Source organism: Sinomonas soli (assembly GCF_054782415.1).
Genome location: NZ_BAAGSN010000011.1, coordinates 260,237 through 274,977, shown reverse-complemented (window position 1 = coordinate 274,977; position 14,741 = coordinate 260,237). Strand labels below are relative to the sequence as shown.

The following is a 14,741-nucleotide window of genomic DNA, read 5'->3' as shown; positions in this document are numbered from 1 at the left end:
TGGGTCTCTGGCGGGCGGTGACCGCCCTCACAGTCATGTTACTGAGCAGTAACTTGGTCTGCAAAGGCGGCACCCCCGTCGGCCCGGGAGCCGGCCCTCAGTCGCGCCCGGAGGCTGCTGTCCTGGCCCCGGCGGCCGCCTTGGGCGGACGGGGGTGCGTGAACGCCTCCAGCAGGAGCGGCACGGTCTCGGCGAGCTGCCACGGCCGGGCACCCAGGCCCCGCAGGGCGTCGGCGAGCGTGTCCGGCGAGAGGGGCTCCGGCGGGCGCCACGCGACGCGGCGCAGGTGGTCCGGCGTGAGGAGGTTCTCGGTGGGCATGCCGAGTTCCTCGGCGCGGGCGGCGATCCGCGGCCGGGCCGTCTTGAGCCGCGCGGCCGCCTCGGGGTCGCGGTCGTCCCACACACGCGGCGGGGGCGGGCCGGAGCTCGGCAGGTGCAGGGGCGGCAGCTCGCCCGCCTCGAGGCGGCGGGCGGCGGCGACGGCGCGGAGCCAGCGCGGCGCCTCGCGCTGGGCGGCGCGGCCGTGGAAGCCCTTGGTGGCGAGCAGCTGGGGCACAGTCGCGGGCATCTCCCGGGCCACGGCGACGAGGGCCGAGTCCGGGATGAGCTTGCCGGGAGCGATGTCCCGCTTCTCCGCCAGCGCATCGCGCTCGAGCCAGAGCTCGCGCACGGCGGCGAGCTGGCGGCGGTCGCGGATCTGGTGCAGCCCGGACGTGCGCCGCCACGGATCGGCCTTGGGCTCCGCCACGCCGGCGGCGAGGATCGCCGCGAACTCCTCGGCCGCGTACTCCAGCTTGCCCTGGGACTCGAGCAGGTCGGCGAGCTCGTCCCGCAGCTCCACGAGGACCTCGACGTCGAGGGCCGCGTAGCGCAGCCAGGGCTCGGGGAGGGGCCGCGTCGACCAGTCCGCCGCCGAGTGCTCCTTGGCGAGGCTGAAGCCGAGGAGCTGTTCGACGACGGCGGCCAGCCCCACGCGCGGGAGGCCGGCGAGCCGGGCCGCGAGCTCGGTGTCGAAGAGCCGGTCCGGCCACATGCCGAGCTCCGAGAGGCAGGGGAGGTCCTGCGTGGAGGCATGGATGATCCACTCGACCCCCGCGAGGGCGTCGTTCAGGACGGCGAGGTCCTCGAAGGGCTCCGGGTCGATGAGCCAGGTCCCGGACCCCTCACGGCGGATCTGGACGAGGAAGGCGCGCTGGCCGTAGCGGAATCCGGAGGCGCGCTCGGCGTCCACTCCTGCGGGCCCGGTGCCCCGGGCGAGGGACGCCGCGGCCCGTTGCAGGCCCTCCTGGGTCGAGATCACGAGGGGAACGCCGTCGCGGGGCTCGTCGAGCTGGATGACCGCGGGGACCGGCACCCCGAAGCCTTCCACCAGGATGTTCTCCGGCGTCGTCGTGGCGGGCGGGGGGACCTGGGTCGCTTCCGGGCCCTGGTCGGGTCCGCTGCCCGATCCCGTCCCGGTGGCGTCGTGGGGCTGTGCGGTCATGATGGCGCCAGTCTATCGCCGCCGCCCGCTGCGGCCCGCCTCGAGCGACGCCGGCTCAGCGGGGATCGTCCCTGCGCCGGCGCCGCGGCAGCACCGCCACGCCCTCCGGCAGCGGTGGGATCCCGGCGAAGGTGGAGACCATGTCGCACCAGGCCTCGAGGTGGTCACGGAGGTCCGGGCCGTCCGGGGTCCAGGAGGCGCGCAGCTCGATGTCGATCGTGTCGTGCCGGTCGGCGAGCGTCCCGTAGCTCTCCGAGAGCACTCGCGTGGCCGTCCCGCCAGCGGCGGTGTAGCGGGCGTGGTGCTTCTCGAGGGCCTCGACGAGCCAGGTCCACGCCACCGAGCCGAGGAGGGCATCGTTGCCCATCTCAGGCTCGAGCTGAGCCCTGATGTAGGTCACGACGCGGAAGGTCCCGTCCCAGACGGCGGGGGGCTCCGGGTCGTGGAGGAGTATGAAGCGGCCGGTGGCGAGCTCCTCGTCCCCGTCGCGGACGTCGGCCTCGAGGGCAACGGCGTAGGGAGCGAGCCTCGCGGGTGCCGGGATCTCCTCGAGGCGGAAGTCTCCCTGGCGGAGCGCGCCCGTGGCGCTCCGCATGGAGCGGAGGGCTGTCAAGAAGTCCGCAGGCAGGTGTGCTAGTGCGGTCACGGTCCCAGAGTACGCTGGCGCCCTTTTCCCGGGCAGGAACGGCACGCCGGGGCGGCCGCGCCGCTCGTCCCCGGGTGGCGGCCAGCTCGACCTTGATCCAGCCCGGCTCGCGCAGGTCGAACGCCCCGTGCGCGCCGATGGCCGAGCCCAGCGGCTCGTGCTCGGTGATGAGCACGGTCGGGTCGAACTGGCCGGCACACCTCCGCCTGCTCTTTCGGCGCCGCCGCGGGTCCGCGCGTGGGACGCTCCGCGTCGACTCCGACGGCGAGGCGCGTCTCCTCGCCGTCGACCACGGTCACCCGCGCTGCGCCCTGCTTGAACGCGGACGCGGCAGCGGATGCAGGGTGTTCTGCGCCCACGGGATGCGCGCGTACTCGGCCTGCAGGCCGTCCACCGGCCCGGTCATCTCGGGGCCGCCGAAGAAGCTCGTCCCCATCTGGGGGCCGTTCGGGTTCGCGACGTCGCACTGGGCGGTGTGCCACCTGCGGCAGTACCGGCACGCCCCGCAGGAGATCGTCGAGTTGACCAGTGCCCGGTCGCCGGGGCTCAAGCCGCTCACCGCGTCGCCCACCTCGGTGACGACGCCCACCGCCTCGTGGCCGAGGACCGTGCCCTCCCGCATCCGGGCATCGCGCCGCGCACCATGTGCAGGTCGGTGCCGCAGATCGCCGAGCGGGTGATCCGCACGATCGCGTCGTGGGGGTCCCTGAGGGTGGGCTCGGGAACGTCGTCGAGTCGGATATCGCCACTGCCATGCCGGACCACTGCCTTCGTGGTCCGCGTACTGCCCGCGGCCGGGCCTGGCCCACACAGATCCGGGCCGGCGGCCGGGCGGCTAGCGCGCGAGCTCCTCCCGGAGGGCCTCGGCGAAGCGGTCGACGTCGTCCTCCGTGGTGTCGAAGGAGCACATCCAGCGCACTTCGCGGCGCGCCGCGTCCCAGTCGTAGAAGCGGAACCGCTCGCGCAGCCTGTTTGCGACGCCCTCGGGCAGGATCGCGAAGACCCCGTTCGACTCGGTGGCCTGGGTGAGCTCGACGCCGTCGAGCCCCTCCACCGCCGCGCGGAGACGCGCGGCCATCGCGTTCGCGTGGGCGGCCGAGCGCAGCCACAGGCCGTCCTCGAGCAGGGCCAGGAACTGGGCGGAGACGAAGCGCATCTTCGAGGCGAGCTGCATGTCCATCTTGCGCAGGTAGGTCAGTCCTTGGGCCGCCTCGGGGTCCAGGGCCACGACGCACTCGCCGAAGAGCATGCCGTTCTTGGTTCCGCCGAAGGAGAGGATGTCGATCCCGGCATCGGAGGTGAACTCCCGCACCGGGACGCCGAGGCCGGCGGCGGCGTTCGCGAGCCGTGCCCCGTCCATGTGGACCTTCATTCCGCGGGCGTGGGCGTGCTCCGTGATGGCGCGCAGTTCGCCGACCGAGTACCGCGTCCCCAGCTCGGTCGTCTGCGTGAGGGAGACGGCCAGCGGCTGGGCGCGGTGCTCGTCGCCCCAGCCCCATGCCTCACGGTCGATCAGCTCGGGTGTGAGCTTGCCGTCGGGGGTCGGGACACCGAGGAGCTTGAGGCCGCCGACCCGTTCGGGGGCGCCGTTCTCGTCCACGTTGATGTGGGCCGTCGTCGCGCACACCACGGCGCCCCAGCGCGGCACGAGCGACTGCAGCGAGACGACGTTCGCCCCCGTGCCGTTGAACACGGGGTACGCCTCGACGCCCTCGCCGAACAGCGCCTCCATCTCGGCCTGGAGCCGCGTGGTGTACTCGTCCTGCCCGTACGAGACCTGGTGGCCGCCGTTGGCGGCGGCCAGGGCCGCGAGGACCTCCGGGTGGGCGCCGGAGTAGTTGTCGGAGGCGAAGCCCCGCACCGCGGCGTCGTGGAGCGGCCAGCCCGCGGGCGCGGCAGGGGAGTGCACGGAGGAAGAAGGGGAAGTCACAGTCACAGTATGGCGCACTCATTTCAGGTCTCGGGGTGCCCGGCCGTCCAGGCCGGGCTCAGGCGGTCAGGTCGAGGCGGGCGCCGTTGAGCTCGGCGGCGTCCTCGGAGAAGAGGGCCACCGCGCGCGCGGCCAGGACGTCCACGTGGGTGTAGCCGGGGAACTTCCGCTCCGGTGCTGCGGCGCGCATCGCGTCGTCGAGGAGGGCCTTCACCGCGAGCACGACGGCGGCGCTCGTCTGGGGCGCGGGGTCCTCCTTGCGCTGGGACTGGCCCAGTGCGAGGCCCTGCGCCATGGAACGGGTCCAGGCCTCGGCGGCGGCCTTGGCGGCCTGGTAGTTGGCGTTCGCCGCGCTGGGGCGGGCGAGCGTCGTCGTGGAGACCATCGCGAACCGGCCCCGCGGGGACGCGGCGATGTCGTCGAAGAACGCCCGGGACGTGTTCCGCAGCGTGGTGATCGCCCCCCGGGCCAGGAAGTCCCAGTCGGCATCGCTCTGCGCGGCGAAGGGGCCCCCGCCGCGCCAGCCCCCCACGAGGTGGATCACGCCGTCCACGCGCCCGAACCGGTCCCGCACCTCGTCCGCGAGGCGCTCGGTGGCGGCGAAGTCGGCGAGGTCGCACACGTGCTGGGGAACGGCGTTCCCGCCCGCGCCGGCGTCCGTGGGCGGTGCGCCGAAGGCCTCGGCGAGGCGGCCGGCGTCGGACCCTACGGCGATCGCGGTGGCGCCTGCGGCGCGCAGGGCGCGGACGGCGGCACGTCCGGAGGCCGAGGTGGCCCCCGCGACGACCACGGCCGCGCCCCTCGTGCCGGATTCCGGCGCGGGCGTCACGCGGCGGCCTCCGGCCCGGCCGACAGGGCTGTCTCGCCCGTGATGCCGGCCGTCGAGGTGATGACTGGGCGCATCTTCTTCTCCAGTGCCTCGTAGAACATGGAAAGCGGGAACTCGTCGTCGAGGACCTGGTCGGTGATCTCACGCGGCGTCCCGGTCAGGGGCAGGGCGTCAGGGCCCTTGGCCCACACCGAGGCCGGGTGCGGCGTGACGGTCCCGGCGACGAGCTCGTACGCTGCGAGCCAGTGTGCCACCTTGGGCCGGTCGATGGAACGCCAGTACAGCTCGTCGATGGCGTCCCCGAGGGCGCTGACCACCTCGGGCACCTGGTCCCAGTCGATCGCGAGCTTGGTGTCCGTCCAGTGGAGGACGTGGTGCTGGTGCATCCAGGCGAAGAGGAGCTGGCCTCCGAGCCCGTCGTAGTTGCGCACGCGTGAGCCGGTGATCGCGAACCGGAAGATCCGGTCGAAGATCACCGCGTACTGGACGAGCTTCGCGTGGCGCCGCGCCTCGGGCGCCGCCTTCTGATCCCGCTCGATCTTGACCGACTCGCGGAAGGCGGTGAGGTCGCAGCGGAGCTCCTCGAGGGAGTAGAGGAAGAACGGCATGCGCTGCTTGATCATGAAGGGGTCGAAGGGCAGGTCGCCGCGCATGTGGGTGCGGTCGTGGATGAGGTCCCACATCACGAACGTCTCCTGGGCGAGCTTCTGGTCTGTGACGAGCTCGGCGGCGTCCGCGGGCAGCTCGAGGTTGGTGACCTTGGCTGCGGCGTCGAGCACGCGGCGGAAGCGGGCCGCCTCGCGGTCGGCGAAGATGGCGCCCCACGTGAAGGTCGGGACCTCGCGCATGGCGACGGTCTCCGGGAAGAGCACCGCCGAGTTGGTTGTGTAGCCGGGCGTGAAGTCGAGGAAGCGGATCGGCACGAAGAGCCGGTTGCTGTACTCGCCGGCCTCGAGCTCGGCGACGAACTCGGGCCACACCACCTCGACGAGGACGGCCTCGACGTACCGGTTGCGGCTCCCGTTCTGCGTGTACATGGGGAAGACCACGAGGTGCGCCAGCCCGTCGACGCGGTGCTGCTGCGGCTGGAAGGCGCTCAGCGAGTCCAGGAAGTCGGGCACGCCGAACCCTCCCGCGGCCCAGGCGCGGAAGTCGGCGCCGAGCAGGCGGAGGTACTCGGCGTCGTGCGGGAAGCGCGGGGCCAGCGCCTCCACGGCTGCGGTGATGGTCTCGACGAGGGCAGCGGCGCGCCCATGGTCCGCCGCGTCCGGCACGGAGCCGTCCTGAGCCTGCAGCCCCTGGAACTCGACGGCCGCGGCCTTGAGGGCGTGCCACGCCGGATCGTCCTGGACGGGCAGGTTCGGGGTGGACGCGACGGCGGTCGCGGCGGCGGTGGCGGACATGTCACTCTCGCTCTCTGTGAGGGGCCGGGGTGTGATCCGAGCGTAGCGAGAGAAAGCGGGGCCGAGGTCTGGAAGTGGCGATGCATCAGAAACTCTTGTGCTCAGGTCCCTGCTGTCGCGAACGAGGAGGGCCGGCCGCTGGCCCTCGCCAGCAGCCGGCCCAGACGCGAACGGTCCCGGAAGGCTCAGTCGCCGTCGGGCACGAGGGTCAAGGAGATCGAGTTGATGCAGAAGCGCTGGTCGGTCGGTGTCCCGTAGCCCTCGCCCTCGAACACATGGCCGAGGTGCGAGTTGCAGGAGGCGCACCGCACCTCGATGCGGTCCATGCCCAGCGTCCGGTCGTGCAGGTACACGACCGCCCCCTCGGCCAGCGGCGCCCAGAACGAGGGCCAGCCGCAGTGCGAGTCGAACTTCGTCCTGCTCGTGAAGAGCTCGGCGCCGCAGGCCCGGCAGCGGTAGGACCCCTGGGTGTGGGTGTCCCAGTACTCGCCCGTGTAGGCACGCTCGGTGCCGGCCTGCCTCAGGACGCGGTACTCCTCGGGGGTGAGGCGGGCGCGCCACTCGCCCTCGGTGAGGGTGGCCGGCGCCCGGCCCGGATCAGGTGTGGGGGTGGTGTCCATGTCCACTCCAACGCTCAGGAGTCCCCGATGAATCCCGTCCCGGCGTACAGGTGGAGCACGGGGATGCCGAGCTTGCGCTGGGCGAGGTTGGCCCAGTCGGTGTGGAACGTGTCCTCGATCGCGTGCGGCAGGGTCACCACGACGGCCTGCTCCGCGCCGGAGGCCGCGGCCTGCTCGGCCAGGGCCTGGACCGGGTCTCCCTCGATGATGGTTCCGGCGAGCTCCGCCCCGAGCCCCTCGAGCGCGGCGAGCGAGGCATCCAGCGCGGCCTGCGCGGCGGACCGCTGTGCGGCGGGGTCGGCGGGCTGCTCGGAGAGCCCCTCGACGGCCTTGCTGAACTCGAGCATGGACAGGTGGTCGAGGAAGTCGACCACGAGGCGGCGCTTGCGGCCCGCGGGGACGAGGACGTCGATCTTCGCGGCCTCACCGCTCAGGAGGCCCTCGACGGCCTTGCGCTCGCTGGGGCCCAGTGCGACTTCGGTCAGGATGAGGATCGGCGCGCTCATGGACCCAGACTAGGGCAGCGCTCGCCGGGAGCGGGAGAGGCGCCCCGCGTCCGCGTCCGGCCTGCGGTGTCGCCTCACAGCTTCTCCCAGAGCCCTTTGCCACAATGGGGACATGCCCGCCCGAGCAGCCCACGCCCCGTCGTCCGAGTCCGAGCCGCTGCCCCGTGCCGTGTGGGCGCTCGCCGGAGCCGGGGCTGCCCTGGGGCTCGCCTCGGCCGCCGCGGCCTCGAGCTCGGCGCTCGCGACGTACTTCGCCCGCCGCATCGTCACCCCGGAACGGATCAAGGCCGAGGACCAGGAGGTCCTGGCAGTCCAGGGCGAGGGCCCCTCCCGCAGGGTGATCCTGAGGGCGACCCCAGAGACGAGGGCGGAGGGGGAGTACAGTCTCTTCTTCGACGGCGGTGCCGGACACGTGCGCCTCGGGGCGCCCGTCGACTATGCGCCCGAGGAATCGACCGTGACGCGGCCCGTCCTGGTCGAGTACTCGGGGGACCTCACCAAGGCGGTCCGGGCCCGCTGGAGCGGGTACGTCTACAGCTCTCCCGCGGACCTCGGCCTCGCGTACGAGGAGGTCGTGCTGCCGCTCGACGTCGGCCCCGGGCCCGCCTGGTATGTTCCCGCCCCCGGAGCCACGTGGGCCATCATGGTGCACGGCCGTGGGGCGACCCGCGGGGAAGGGCTGCGCGCGCTTCCGACCGCGCAGGCCCTCGGGATGCCCTCGCTCCTGGTCTCCTACCGCAACGACGGCGAGGCGCCGGCCACCCCGGACGGGCGCTACGGGCTCGGCATGACCGAATGGCGCGACGTCGAGATCGCCATCCAGTACGCCCTCGACGCCGGGGCCCGCGACGTGGTGCTCTTCGGCTGGTCGATGGGCGGGGCGATCAGCCTGCTCGCCGCCGACTCGTCCCTCCTGCGTGAGCACGTGCGCGCGCTCGTGCTCGACGCGCCCGTGGTCGACTGGGTCGACGTCCTCGCCTACCAGGCCCGGCTCAACCGCATCCCGTCCCGGGTGGGCCGGCTGGGCCAGCTGCTCCTCGGACGCCCGTGGGGACGGCGCCTGACGGGCCTCGCCGCGCCGCTGGACTTCAAGGCGATGGACTGGGTCACCCGGGCCGTCGAGCTGCGCACGCCGACCCTGGTCCTGCACAGCGTCGACGACGACTTCGTCCCGGTCGGGCCCTCGCTCGAACTTGCGAAGCGCAATCCCGAGATGGTGACGCTCGAGACCTTCCGGCACGCCCGCCACACCAAGGAATGGAACGTCGACCCCGAGCGGTGGGAGTCCGTGGTGCGCTCCTGGCTCGCCGACGTGCTCGCCCCGCGCAGGGCACCGGGCGGGGCCGTCTGACGCCGCGAACGGCTGCGGGCGCGCGGCGCTCCGGGCCGCGGTCCGGGAGGCACAGCCGGTGCCGTGCCGCCCCCTCCCGGGAGCGGGTCAGTCCCCGGAGCGGAGGCGCGTGACCACCGCGCCGGTGAGGCGCACGAGGTCCGTGGGGGCGAGCTCGATGTCGAAGCCCCGCCGGCCGCCGGAGACGAGGACGGTCGGGTGGTCGAGGGCGGAGGCGTCCACGGCCGTGGGGGAGGGCTGGCGCTGCCCGAGGGGCGAGATGCCCCCGCGGACGTAGCCGGTGCGCCGCTCCGCTGCGGCGGGATCCGCCATCGCCGCCTTCTTCGCGCCGAACGCCGCGGCGGCGGCCTTGAGGTCGAGGCTTCCCGTCACGGGGACGACGGCCACACACAGAGTGCTCCCGCCGGCCGTCGCGACGTCCACCATCAGGGTCTTGAACACGCGCCCGGGATCGACGCCGAGCGCCTCGGCGGCCTCGGCCCCGTAGCTCGAGACGGCAGGGTCGTGGCTGTAGGCGCGTGCCGTGTACGGCACGCCGGCGGCCTCGAGGGCCTTCGTGGCGGGGGTGCCGGGGCCCTGGGAGTCCTTCGCCTTCTTCGCCACGTCAGGCGCCCAGGGGGCACTCCCCGCGCACCTTGCGCTTGATGCGCCCGAGCATCGCCGCCATGCCGCGCATCCTCAGCGGGCTCACCAGGCGGGTGAGGCCGAGCTCCTCGGGCATGTCGTCCGGCACGGCGAGGATCTCGGCGGCGGTCAGGCCGTCCAGCCCCTCGTGGAGCACGGAGGCGAAGCCGCGCGTGGTGGGAGCCTCGGCCGGAGCCGAGAAGAACAGCCGGACCACGGGCCCTGCCGCGGAGGGTGTGCCCTCCGGGGCCTGCTCGGTCTCGATGGAGATGAACAGCGGCGACTGGCACTCGACGACCTGCTCCAGCATCTCGGGGTGGTCGTGGTAGCGCTCCGGAAGGTCGGGCAGCGACTGCGAGAACTCCAGCAGCAGCTGGAGCCGCTCACGCTCCTCGATGGCCTGGAAGTCTTCGACGATCTCCGCCAGGGCGGCGGGCAAGGTGTTCGTGCTCATCTCCTCCAGCCTAAGCCCACGGCCCCGCTGGACGGCACGCGTTCGCCGTCAGCGGGGCCCGTGTGACACCGGGTTGCGTCAGCCCGGGCGCCGCGCGTCAGCTCAGCGGCCAGGTGCCGCGGTCCTCGCCCTTCACGATCGGCACCCGCACCGCGTTGCCCCACTCGGTCCACGAGCCGTCGTAGTTGCGCACACTGTCGAAGCCGAGCAGGTACTTCAGGGCGAACCAGGTGTGGCTCGAGCGCTCCCCGATGCGGCAGTACGCCACGACCTCGTCGCCCGCCGCGAGCCCCGCCTCCCCGAGGTACAGCGCCTCGAGCTCCTGCCGGGACCTGTATGTGCCGTCCTCGGCGGCCGCCCGTGCCCACGGGATGGACGCCGCGGTCGGGATGTGGCCCCCGCGCAGCGCGCCCTCCTCCGGGTAGGACGGCATGTGGGTGCGCTTGCCGGAGTACTCCTCGGGCGAGCGGACGTCGATGAGGGGCTTGCCGAGGTGGGCGAGCACGTCCTCCTTGAAGGCGCGGATCGGCGCGTCGTTGCGCTCGACGACGGGGTACTCGGCCCGCGCGGGAGCCGGCGCCTCCGTGGTCAGCTCGCGGCCCTCGGCGATCCACTTGTCGCGGCCGCCGTCGAGCAGGCGCACGTCCTCGTGGCCGAACAGCGTGAAGACCCAGAGTGCGTAGGCGGCCCACCAGTTCGATTTGTCGCCGTAGATGACCACGGTCGTGTCGCGGGAGATCCCCTTCGCTCCGAGGAGCTCGGCGAACCCGGCGCCGTCCACGTAGTCCCGGGTGACCTCGTCGTTCAGATCGGTGTGCCAGTCGATCTTCACGGCGCCGGGGATGTGCCCGGTCTCGTAGAGGAGCACGTCCTCGTCGGACTCGACGACGGCGAGCCTGCCGGTCCCGACCGCACCGGCGGCCAGCTGCTCGGCCAGCCATTCGGTGGACACGAGGCGCTCTGGGTGGGCGTATGCGGCGAACTTCTCGCTGCTGTCGGCGGGGTAGCTCATGGTGTGCCTTTCGCTCGGCTGAGCCAGGGCGCGCGGGCGGATGGGAGGGCCTGACCGCGGCCGCCGCGCTCCTGAGTGGTCACCACCAGCGTAGCCACGCCCGCGGGGGAGCGGGCGCGACCCGTGGCGGTCCAGGACACGCGGAGCAATATGCGCGACGGCGGGACGGGGCGCACCCGCCTGTGCGGTCGGGCACACCGTGGCCCGCTTAGCGGCCAGCGGCGGTAAGCTGGCCGGTGGCCCACCGACCCCTTGACCACGGACGGATTCCTTGGCGACTGTCGAACACCTCACCACCCGCACGCCCAGAGTGTCCGTCGAGGAACTCCTGACCGGCCTGCGGCCGTCCGCCCGGTTCGGGGAGGTGTCCTTCTCGAGCTACCGCCCGGACCCGGCGCAGCCCACCCAGGCCGCTGCCGTGAAGGAACTCGAGGCCTTCGGCGACGGGATCGGCGCGTCGGCCGGCGGCCTGCTCTCGCGGCTCTTCGGCTCCAAGCCGGCCACCCGCGCCGGCATCTACCTCGACGGCGGCTTCGGCGTCGGCAAGACCCACCTGCTCGCCTCGCTCTGGCACGCCGCTCCCGGACCGAAGGCCTTCGGCACGTTCGTCGAGTACACGAACCTTGTCGGGGCGCTGTCGTTCCGCAAGACCGTCGACGCCCTCAGCTCGTACAAGCTCGTGTGCATCGACGAGTTCGAGCTCGATGACCCCGGCGACACCGTGCTCATGTCGAGGCTCATGCGCGAGCTTGCCGACGCCGGCGTGAAGCTCGCGGCCACCTCGAACACCCTCCCGGGCTCGCTCGGCGAGGGCCGGTTCGCCGCGGTCGACTTCCAGCGGGAGATCCAGGTGCTGGCCGACCAGTTCGACGTGGTGCGGATCGACGGGGAAGACTACCGCCACCGGGGGCTCCCCGCCGCCCGCGCACCCCTGGAGAACCATGAGCTCGACGCCCGGATGAATGCGGAGTTCGACGGCGGTCTGGTCGCCGTCGACGATTTCGGAGCCCTCCTGAAGCATCTCGCCGGGGTCCACCCGAGCCGGTACCGCCAGCTCATCGACGGCATCGACGGGGTGGTGTGGAAGGACGTCCACACGATCGAGTCGCAGGCCACCGCGCTGCGCTTCGTGGTCCTTGCCGACCGCCTCTACGACAGGGACGTCCCGATCCTCGCCTCCGGCGTGCCGTTCGACCGGCTCTTCACCGAGGAGATGATGGCGGGCGGCTACATGAAGAAGTACTTCCGGGCCGTGTCGCGGCTGACGGCCCTGGCCCGCGAGGGCCAGGCACACGAGCCGTCCTGACCCACAGACGCCAAGTGCCGGTCCCGCCTCGCGGCGGTACCGGCACCCAGTGACGATGATCAGGCTGATCAGGCTGAAGCCCTCAGCCGTAGGCCGATTGCTCGACCGGTGGAGCAGCCCTGGCGCGGGACCATGTCCCGGTGTCCAGGCCGTTCACAGGATCGAGGCGGCCTACTGGACTCCCACGACGTTCTCGGCGGCTCTGCCGCCGGTCCTGTCATTGGTGGGGTCCTCAGCCTTGCCCTTCATGTCGTCGAGAAGGAACACGGCCACCTCCTTTCCTGACTCCGGGGCCAGATCGCCCCTGCTGTGCTCGATCGTAGCCACGGACCGAGGGCTTTCCAACCGGTTTCCCGCTAATGGGGTTGCGCTCTGAGCGGACGCCAGCGGATCCGCGGGTGGAGGCGGGCAGACACGAAAGGCGCCCCACGAGGGGGCGCCGATGGTGGGCGATACTGGGATCGAACCAGTGACCTCTTCCGTGTCAGGGAAGCGCGCTACCGCTGCGCCAATCGCCCGGGGCTGTTCACTTGTGCTCCCCTGGAGGAAGAGAGCGGACGACGAGACTCGAACTCGCGACATCCACCTTGGCAAGGTGGTGCTCTACCAACTGAGCTACGTCCGCGCGGGGGAGCTGGTGCTCCTCCGTGGGCGATACTGGGATCGAACCAGTGACCTCTTCCGTGTCAGGGAAGCGCGCTACCGCTGCGCCAATCGCCCGGGGCCCTTCAAGTGTCCTCCCGAGCCCAGCTGGGCTTAACGGGAAGAGAGCGGACGACGAGACTCGAACTCGCGACATCCACCTTGGCAAGGTGGTGCTCTACCAACTGAGCTACGTCCGCGCGGGGGAGCTGGTGCTCCTCCGTGGGCGATACTGGGATCGAACCAGTGACCTCTTCCGTGTCAGGGAAGCGCGCTACCGCTGCGCCAATCGCCCTCACTCCCATGCGGGAGCAGGTTGTGTCCACCGAGGTGGGGACGGGATTCGAACCCGCGTATACGGCTTTGCAGGCCGCTGCCTCGCCTCTCGGCCACCCCACCGTGTAGGCATCTGCATGATGCTTCGACAGTGTCCTGCGAGCGGACGACGAGACTCGAACTCGCGACATCCACCTTGGCAAGGTGGTGCTCTACCAACTGAGCTACGTCCGCGGGGGTTTTCCGCGAAACCCATGCCCGGCCATGCCTTCCTCGCGGAGTGCAGTGCGCCGACCTCAGGCCCGCTTCAACGAGTAACGACTCTATAGGACCGTGAGCTCATTGCACAAATCCGGCGGCACCGTCTGCGGTCAGGTGCCGCCTCCACGGATCCGGCACTGATTTGGCACGCGGGGCACGTCTGGGCTAGAGTCGTAAAGCGCTCGGGCCGGGAAACCGGACGGGCAGGGAACGGGCGATTGGCGCAGTGGTAGCGCGCTTCGTTCACACCGAAGAGGTCACTGGTTCGAACCCAGTATCGCCCACCATGAGGACCCCCGGACTGTGTCCGGGGGTCCTTTGCTCTGTGCACGGGCCACCAGTTCCGCTCGGCGCACCGAGACTGTCGGACCCCCGTGAAAGGCTTTCAGCATGACAGCCCCTGAACTCGCATCAGCCTCTCCTGACGGGTTCGGACGCATGTACCGGCGTTCGTTCCAGGAACCGCCGACGGTGCCCTCGATCACCACCGTCATCGCCCAGCAGCCGGTCGAGCTGGACGGGTGGCGCAGCTACATGGCCGCCAAGCACATTGCCGACCACCCGGAGCTCCGGGACGTGGCATCGGACCCCTCCCGGATGCGGCGGCTCGTGCGGACTGCCGTCGACGCCTCCGAGGCCTACGCGCGCTCGGCGGCCGAGCGCGGCGACCGGGTCCACAGCTACGCCGAGCAGCTGGCGCTGCAGGCGCTGGGCCGGCCGCACCGCCTCGAGGAGACGCTCCAGGCCCTGCAGGAGCACGGTGAAGAGGGCTTTGCCCGCAGCGTGGACCACTGGTGGCAGGCCTTCGGGGTCGAACCCGTTGCCGCCGAGCTCACCGTCTGGAACCACTCCCTCGGGTACGCGGGCACCCTGGACCTCGTGGCGAAGGTCAATGGGCGCATCTGCCTCGTCGACTACAAGACCAAGGGCACGTCGAGGGACGGCCGGGTGAAGGCCCTCGACAACAAGGTGGCCATGCAGCTCGTGGCTGGGATGAAGGCCGAGGAAAGCCTTGTCGACGCCGAAGCGGGTGCGTGGGAGCCCTGGGCCCACGGAGAGGACCCCCTGCTCATCGCCGTGGCGGTGGGAGAGACCGAGCACGCGGCCGTCCGCGTCAATCCCGAGGTGCGCCGGCACCAGTGGTCCACGTTCTGCCAGCTGCGCCGCGTGTGGGGTGCCCGGGTGGAGGCGGCCTCCGCCGGCCGCACCCTGCTGCCCTTGGCCCCGCCGCCCGTCCCTGCCATGGCGTCCCGGCCGCCCGCCGGCGGCCCCGTCCCTGATCTTCCGGTTGAAGGCGTTCCGGTGCCCGACCTTCCGGTTGAAGGCGTTCCGGTGCCCGACCTTCCGGTATCTGGCCACGCCACCCCCGGCCACTAGACTTGAGGCGCTCCGGGCGCG

At 72.0% G+C, this 14,741-nt stretch carries 14 protein-coding genes and 8 tRNA genes; 4 read left to right on the top strand and 18 right to left on the bottom strand.

Features of this window, described 5'->3' with window-relative positions; translation table 11 throughout:
- Positions 1 to 97: 97 nt before the first annotated feature.
- The 8 genes from ACYVKZ_RS11100 to ACYVKZ_RS11065 all read right to left on the bottom strand — a co-directional run bounded on the left by ACYVKZ_RS11100 (position 98) and on the right by ACYVKZ_RS11065 (position 7,417).
- Positions 98 to 1,483, bottom strand: coding sequence for a ribonuclease D (locus tag ACYVKZ_RS11100; protein WP_460992308.1), 1,386 nt, complete (start codon positions 1,481 to 1,483; stop codon positions 98 to 100).
- 55 nt (positions 1,484 to 1,538) lie between these two features.
- The gene (locus tag ACYVKZ_RS11095) at positions 1,539 to 2,129 is read right to left on the bottom strand and encodes a DUF3000 domain-containing protein (RefSeq protein ID WP_460992307.1); all 591 of its coding nucleotides are present in this window, start codon (positions 2,127 to 2,129) and stop codon (positions 1,539 to 1,541) included.
- A 295-nt stretch (positions 2,130 to 2,424) separates the two neighbouring features.
- Positions 2,425 to 2,751 carry an alcohol dehydrogenase catalytic domain-containing protein gene (locus ACYVKZ_RS11090; RefSeq protein WP_460992306.1) on the bottom strand — a complete coding sequence of 109 codons (327 nt, stop codon included), beginning with the start codon at positions 2,749 to 2,751 and terminating at the stop codon, positions 2,425 to 2,427.
- A 213-nt stretch (positions 2,752 to 2,964) separates the two neighbouring features.
- A complete protein-coding gene (locus ACYVKZ_RS11085; RefSeq protein ID WP_460992305.1) occupies positions 2,965 to 4,065 on the bottom strand; it encodes a threonine aldolase family protein in 1,101 nt (366 codons plus the stop codon).
- 52 nt (positions 4,066 to 4,117) lie between these two features.
- Positions 4,118 to 4,888, bottom strand: a complete 771-nt coding sequence (locus ACYVKZ_RS11080) for an SDR family NAD(P)-dependent oxidoreductase (protein ID WP_460992304.1) — start codon at positions 4,886 to 4,888, stop codon at positions 4,118 to 4,120.
- The gene (locus ACYVKZ_RS11075) at positions 4,885 to 6,291 is read right to left on the bottom strand and encodes a DUF6421 family protein (protein WP_460992303.1); all 1,407 of its coding nucleotides are present in this window, start codon (positions 6,289 to 6,291) and stop codon (positions 4,885 to 4,887) included. The genes ACYVKZ_RS11080 and ACYVKZ_RS11075 overlap by 4 nt, the downstream gene beginning before the upstream one ends.
- Positions 6,292 to 6,476: 185 nt before the next feature.
- Positions 6,477 to 6,911 (bottom strand): peptide-methionine (R)-S-oxide reductase MsrB, encoded by a 435-nt coding sequence (msrB, locus tag ACYVKZ_RS11070; protein ID WP_460992302.1) that lies wholly within the window; start codon positions 6,909 to 6,911, stop codon positions 6,477 to 6,479.
- Positions 6,912 to 6,925: 14 nt separating this feature from the next.
- Complete coding sequence (locus ACYVKZ_RS11065; RefSeq protein WP_460992301.1) at positions 6,926 to 7,417, bottom strand: hypothetical protein; 492 nt, start codon at positions 7,415 to 7,417, stop codon at positions 6,926 to 6,928.
- Between the two features lie 112 nt (positions 7,418 to 7,529).
- On the opposite strand from ACYVKZ_RS11065, the gene ACYVKZ_RS11060 reads away from it, so the two are divergent.
- Positions 7,530 to 8,768 (top strand): alpha/beta hydrolase family protein, encoded by a 1,239-nt coding sequence (locus tag ACYVKZ_RS11060; RefSeq protein WP_460992300.1) that lies wholly within the window; start codon positions 7,530 to 7,532, stop codon positions 8,766 to 8,768.
- Between the two features lie 87 nt (positions 8,769 to 8,855).
- Here the strand turns inward: ACYVKZ_RS11060 and ybaK are convergent, their stop codons facing one another.
- The 3 genes from ybaK to ACYVKZ_RS11045 form a co-directional block, all read right to left on the bottom strand.
- Positions 8,856 to 9,371: a Cys-tRNA(Pro) deacylase gene (gene ybaK / locus ACYVKZ_RS11055; protein ID WP_460992299.1), complete on the bottom strand. Its 516-nt coding sequence runs from the start codon at positions 9,369 to 9,371 to the stop codon at positions 8,856 to 8,858.
- Between the two features lies 1 nt (position 9,372).
- Positions 9,373 to 9,846, bottom strand: a complete 474-nt coding sequence (locus ACYVKZ_RS11050) for a SufE family protein (RefSeq protein WP_460992298.1) — start codon at positions 9,844 to 9,846, stop codon at positions 9,373 to 9,375.
- Between the two features lie 97 nt (positions 9,847 to 9,943).
- Positions 9,944 to 10,858: a sulfurtransferase gene (locus ACYVKZ_RS11045; RefSeq protein ID WP_460992297.1), complete on the bottom strand. Its 915-nt coding sequence runs from the start codon at positions 10,856 to 10,858 to the stop codon at positions 9,944 to 9,946.
- 271 nt (positions 10,859 to 11,129) lie between these two features.
- On the opposite strand from ACYVKZ_RS11045, the gene zapE reads away from it, so the two are divergent.
- Positions 11,130 to 12,164 (top strand): cell division protein ZapE, encoded by a 1,035-nt coding sequence (gene zapE, locus ACYVKZ_RS11040; RefSeq protein ID WP_460992296.1) that lies wholly within the window; start codon positions 11,130 to 11,132, stop codon positions 12,162 to 12,164.
- Positions 12,165 to 12,607: 443 nt separating this feature from the next.
- Here the strand turns inward: zapE and ACYVKZ_RS11035 are convergent.
- The 7 genes from ACYVKZ_RS11035 to ACYVKZ_RS11005 form a co-directional block, all read right to left on the bottom strand.
- Positions 12,608 to 12,682, bottom strand: a tRNA-Val gene (locus ACYVKZ_RS11035).
- A gap of 34 nt (positions 12,683 to 12,716) precedes the next feature.
- Positions 12,717 to 12,789: transfer RNA gene (locus tag ACYVKZ_RS11030), tRNA-Gly, on the bottom strand.
- A gap of 23 nt (positions 12,790 to 12,812) precedes the next feature.
- Positions 12,813 to 12,884 (bottom strand) — tRNA-Val (locus tag ACYVKZ_RS11025).
- Between the two features lie 49 nt (positions 12,885 to 12,933).
- A tRNA-Gly gene (locus tag ACYVKZ_RS11020) sits at positions 12,934 to 13,006 on the bottom strand.
- Positions 13,007 to 13,029: 23 nt separating this feature from the next.
- A tRNA-Val gene (locus ACYVKZ_RS11015) sits at positions 13,030 to 13,101 on the bottom strand.
- 33 nt (positions 13,102 to 13,134) lie between these two features.
- Positions 13,135 to 13,205 (bottom strand) — tRNA-Cys (locus tag ACYVKZ_RS11010).
- A 38-nt stretch (positions 13,206 to 13,243) separates the two neighbouring features.
- Positions 13,244 to 13,316 (bottom strand) — tRNA-Gly (locus ACYVKZ_RS11005).
- Between the two features lie 239 nt (positions 13,317 to 13,555).
- Here ACYVKZ_RS11005 and ACYVKZ_RS11000 point away from each other — a divergent pair.
- Positions 13,556 to 13,630 (top strand) — tRNA-Val (locus ACYVKZ_RS11000).
- 103 nt (positions 13,631 to 13,733) lie between these two features.
- Complete coding sequence (locus tag ACYVKZ_RS10995; protein WP_460992295.1) at positions 13,734 to 14,720, top strand: cytochrome; 987 nt, start codon at positions 13,734 to 13,736, stop codon at positions 14,718 to 14,720.
- The last annotated feature ends 21 nt before the right edge of the window (positions 14,721 to 14,741 follow it).

What these genes read in the sequence shown, in the direction of transcription:
- ACYVKZ_RS11100 (WP_460992308.1), bottom strand. Translation starts at nt 1,483, where the DNA reads ATGACCGCACAGCCCCACGACGCCACCGGGACGGGATCGGGCAGCGGA.
- ACYVKZ_RS11075 (WP_460992303.1), bottom strand. Translation starts at nt 6,291, where the DNA reads ATGTCCGCCACCGCCGCCGCGACCGCCGTCGCGTCCACCCCGAACCTG.
- ACYVKZ_RS11060 (WP_460992300.1), top strand. Translation starts at nt 7,530, where the DNA reads ATGCCCGCCCGAGCAGCCCACGCCCCGTCGTCCGAGTCCGAGCCGCTG.
- ACYVKZ_RS11045 (WP_460992297.1), bottom strand. Translation starts at nt 10,858, where the DNA reads ATGAGCTACCCCGCCGACAGCAGCGAGAAGTTCGCCGCATACGCCCAC.
- ACYVKZ_RS10995 (WP_460992295.1), top strand. Translation starts at nt 13,734, where the DNA reads ATGACAGCCCCTGAACTCGCATCAGCCTCTCCTGACGGGTTCGGACGC.
- ACYVKZ_RS11090 (WP_460992306.1), bottom strand. Translation starts at nt 2,751, where the DNA reads ATGCGGGAGGGCACGGTCCTCGGCCACGAGGCGGTGGGCGTCGTCACC.
- ACYVKZ_RS11050 (WP_460992298.1), bottom strand. Translation starts at nt 9,846, where the DNA reads ATGAGCACGAACACCTTGCCCGCCGCCCTGGCGGAGATCGTCGAAGAC.
- msrB (WP_460992302.1), bottom strand. Translation starts at nt 6,911, where the DNA reads ATGGACACCACCCCCACACCTGATCCGGGCCGGGCGCCGGCCACCCTC.
- ACYVKZ_RS11065 (WP_460992301.1), bottom strand. Translation starts at nt 7,417, where the DNA reads ATGAGCGCGCCGATCCTCATCCTGACCGAAGTCGCACTGGGCCCCAGC.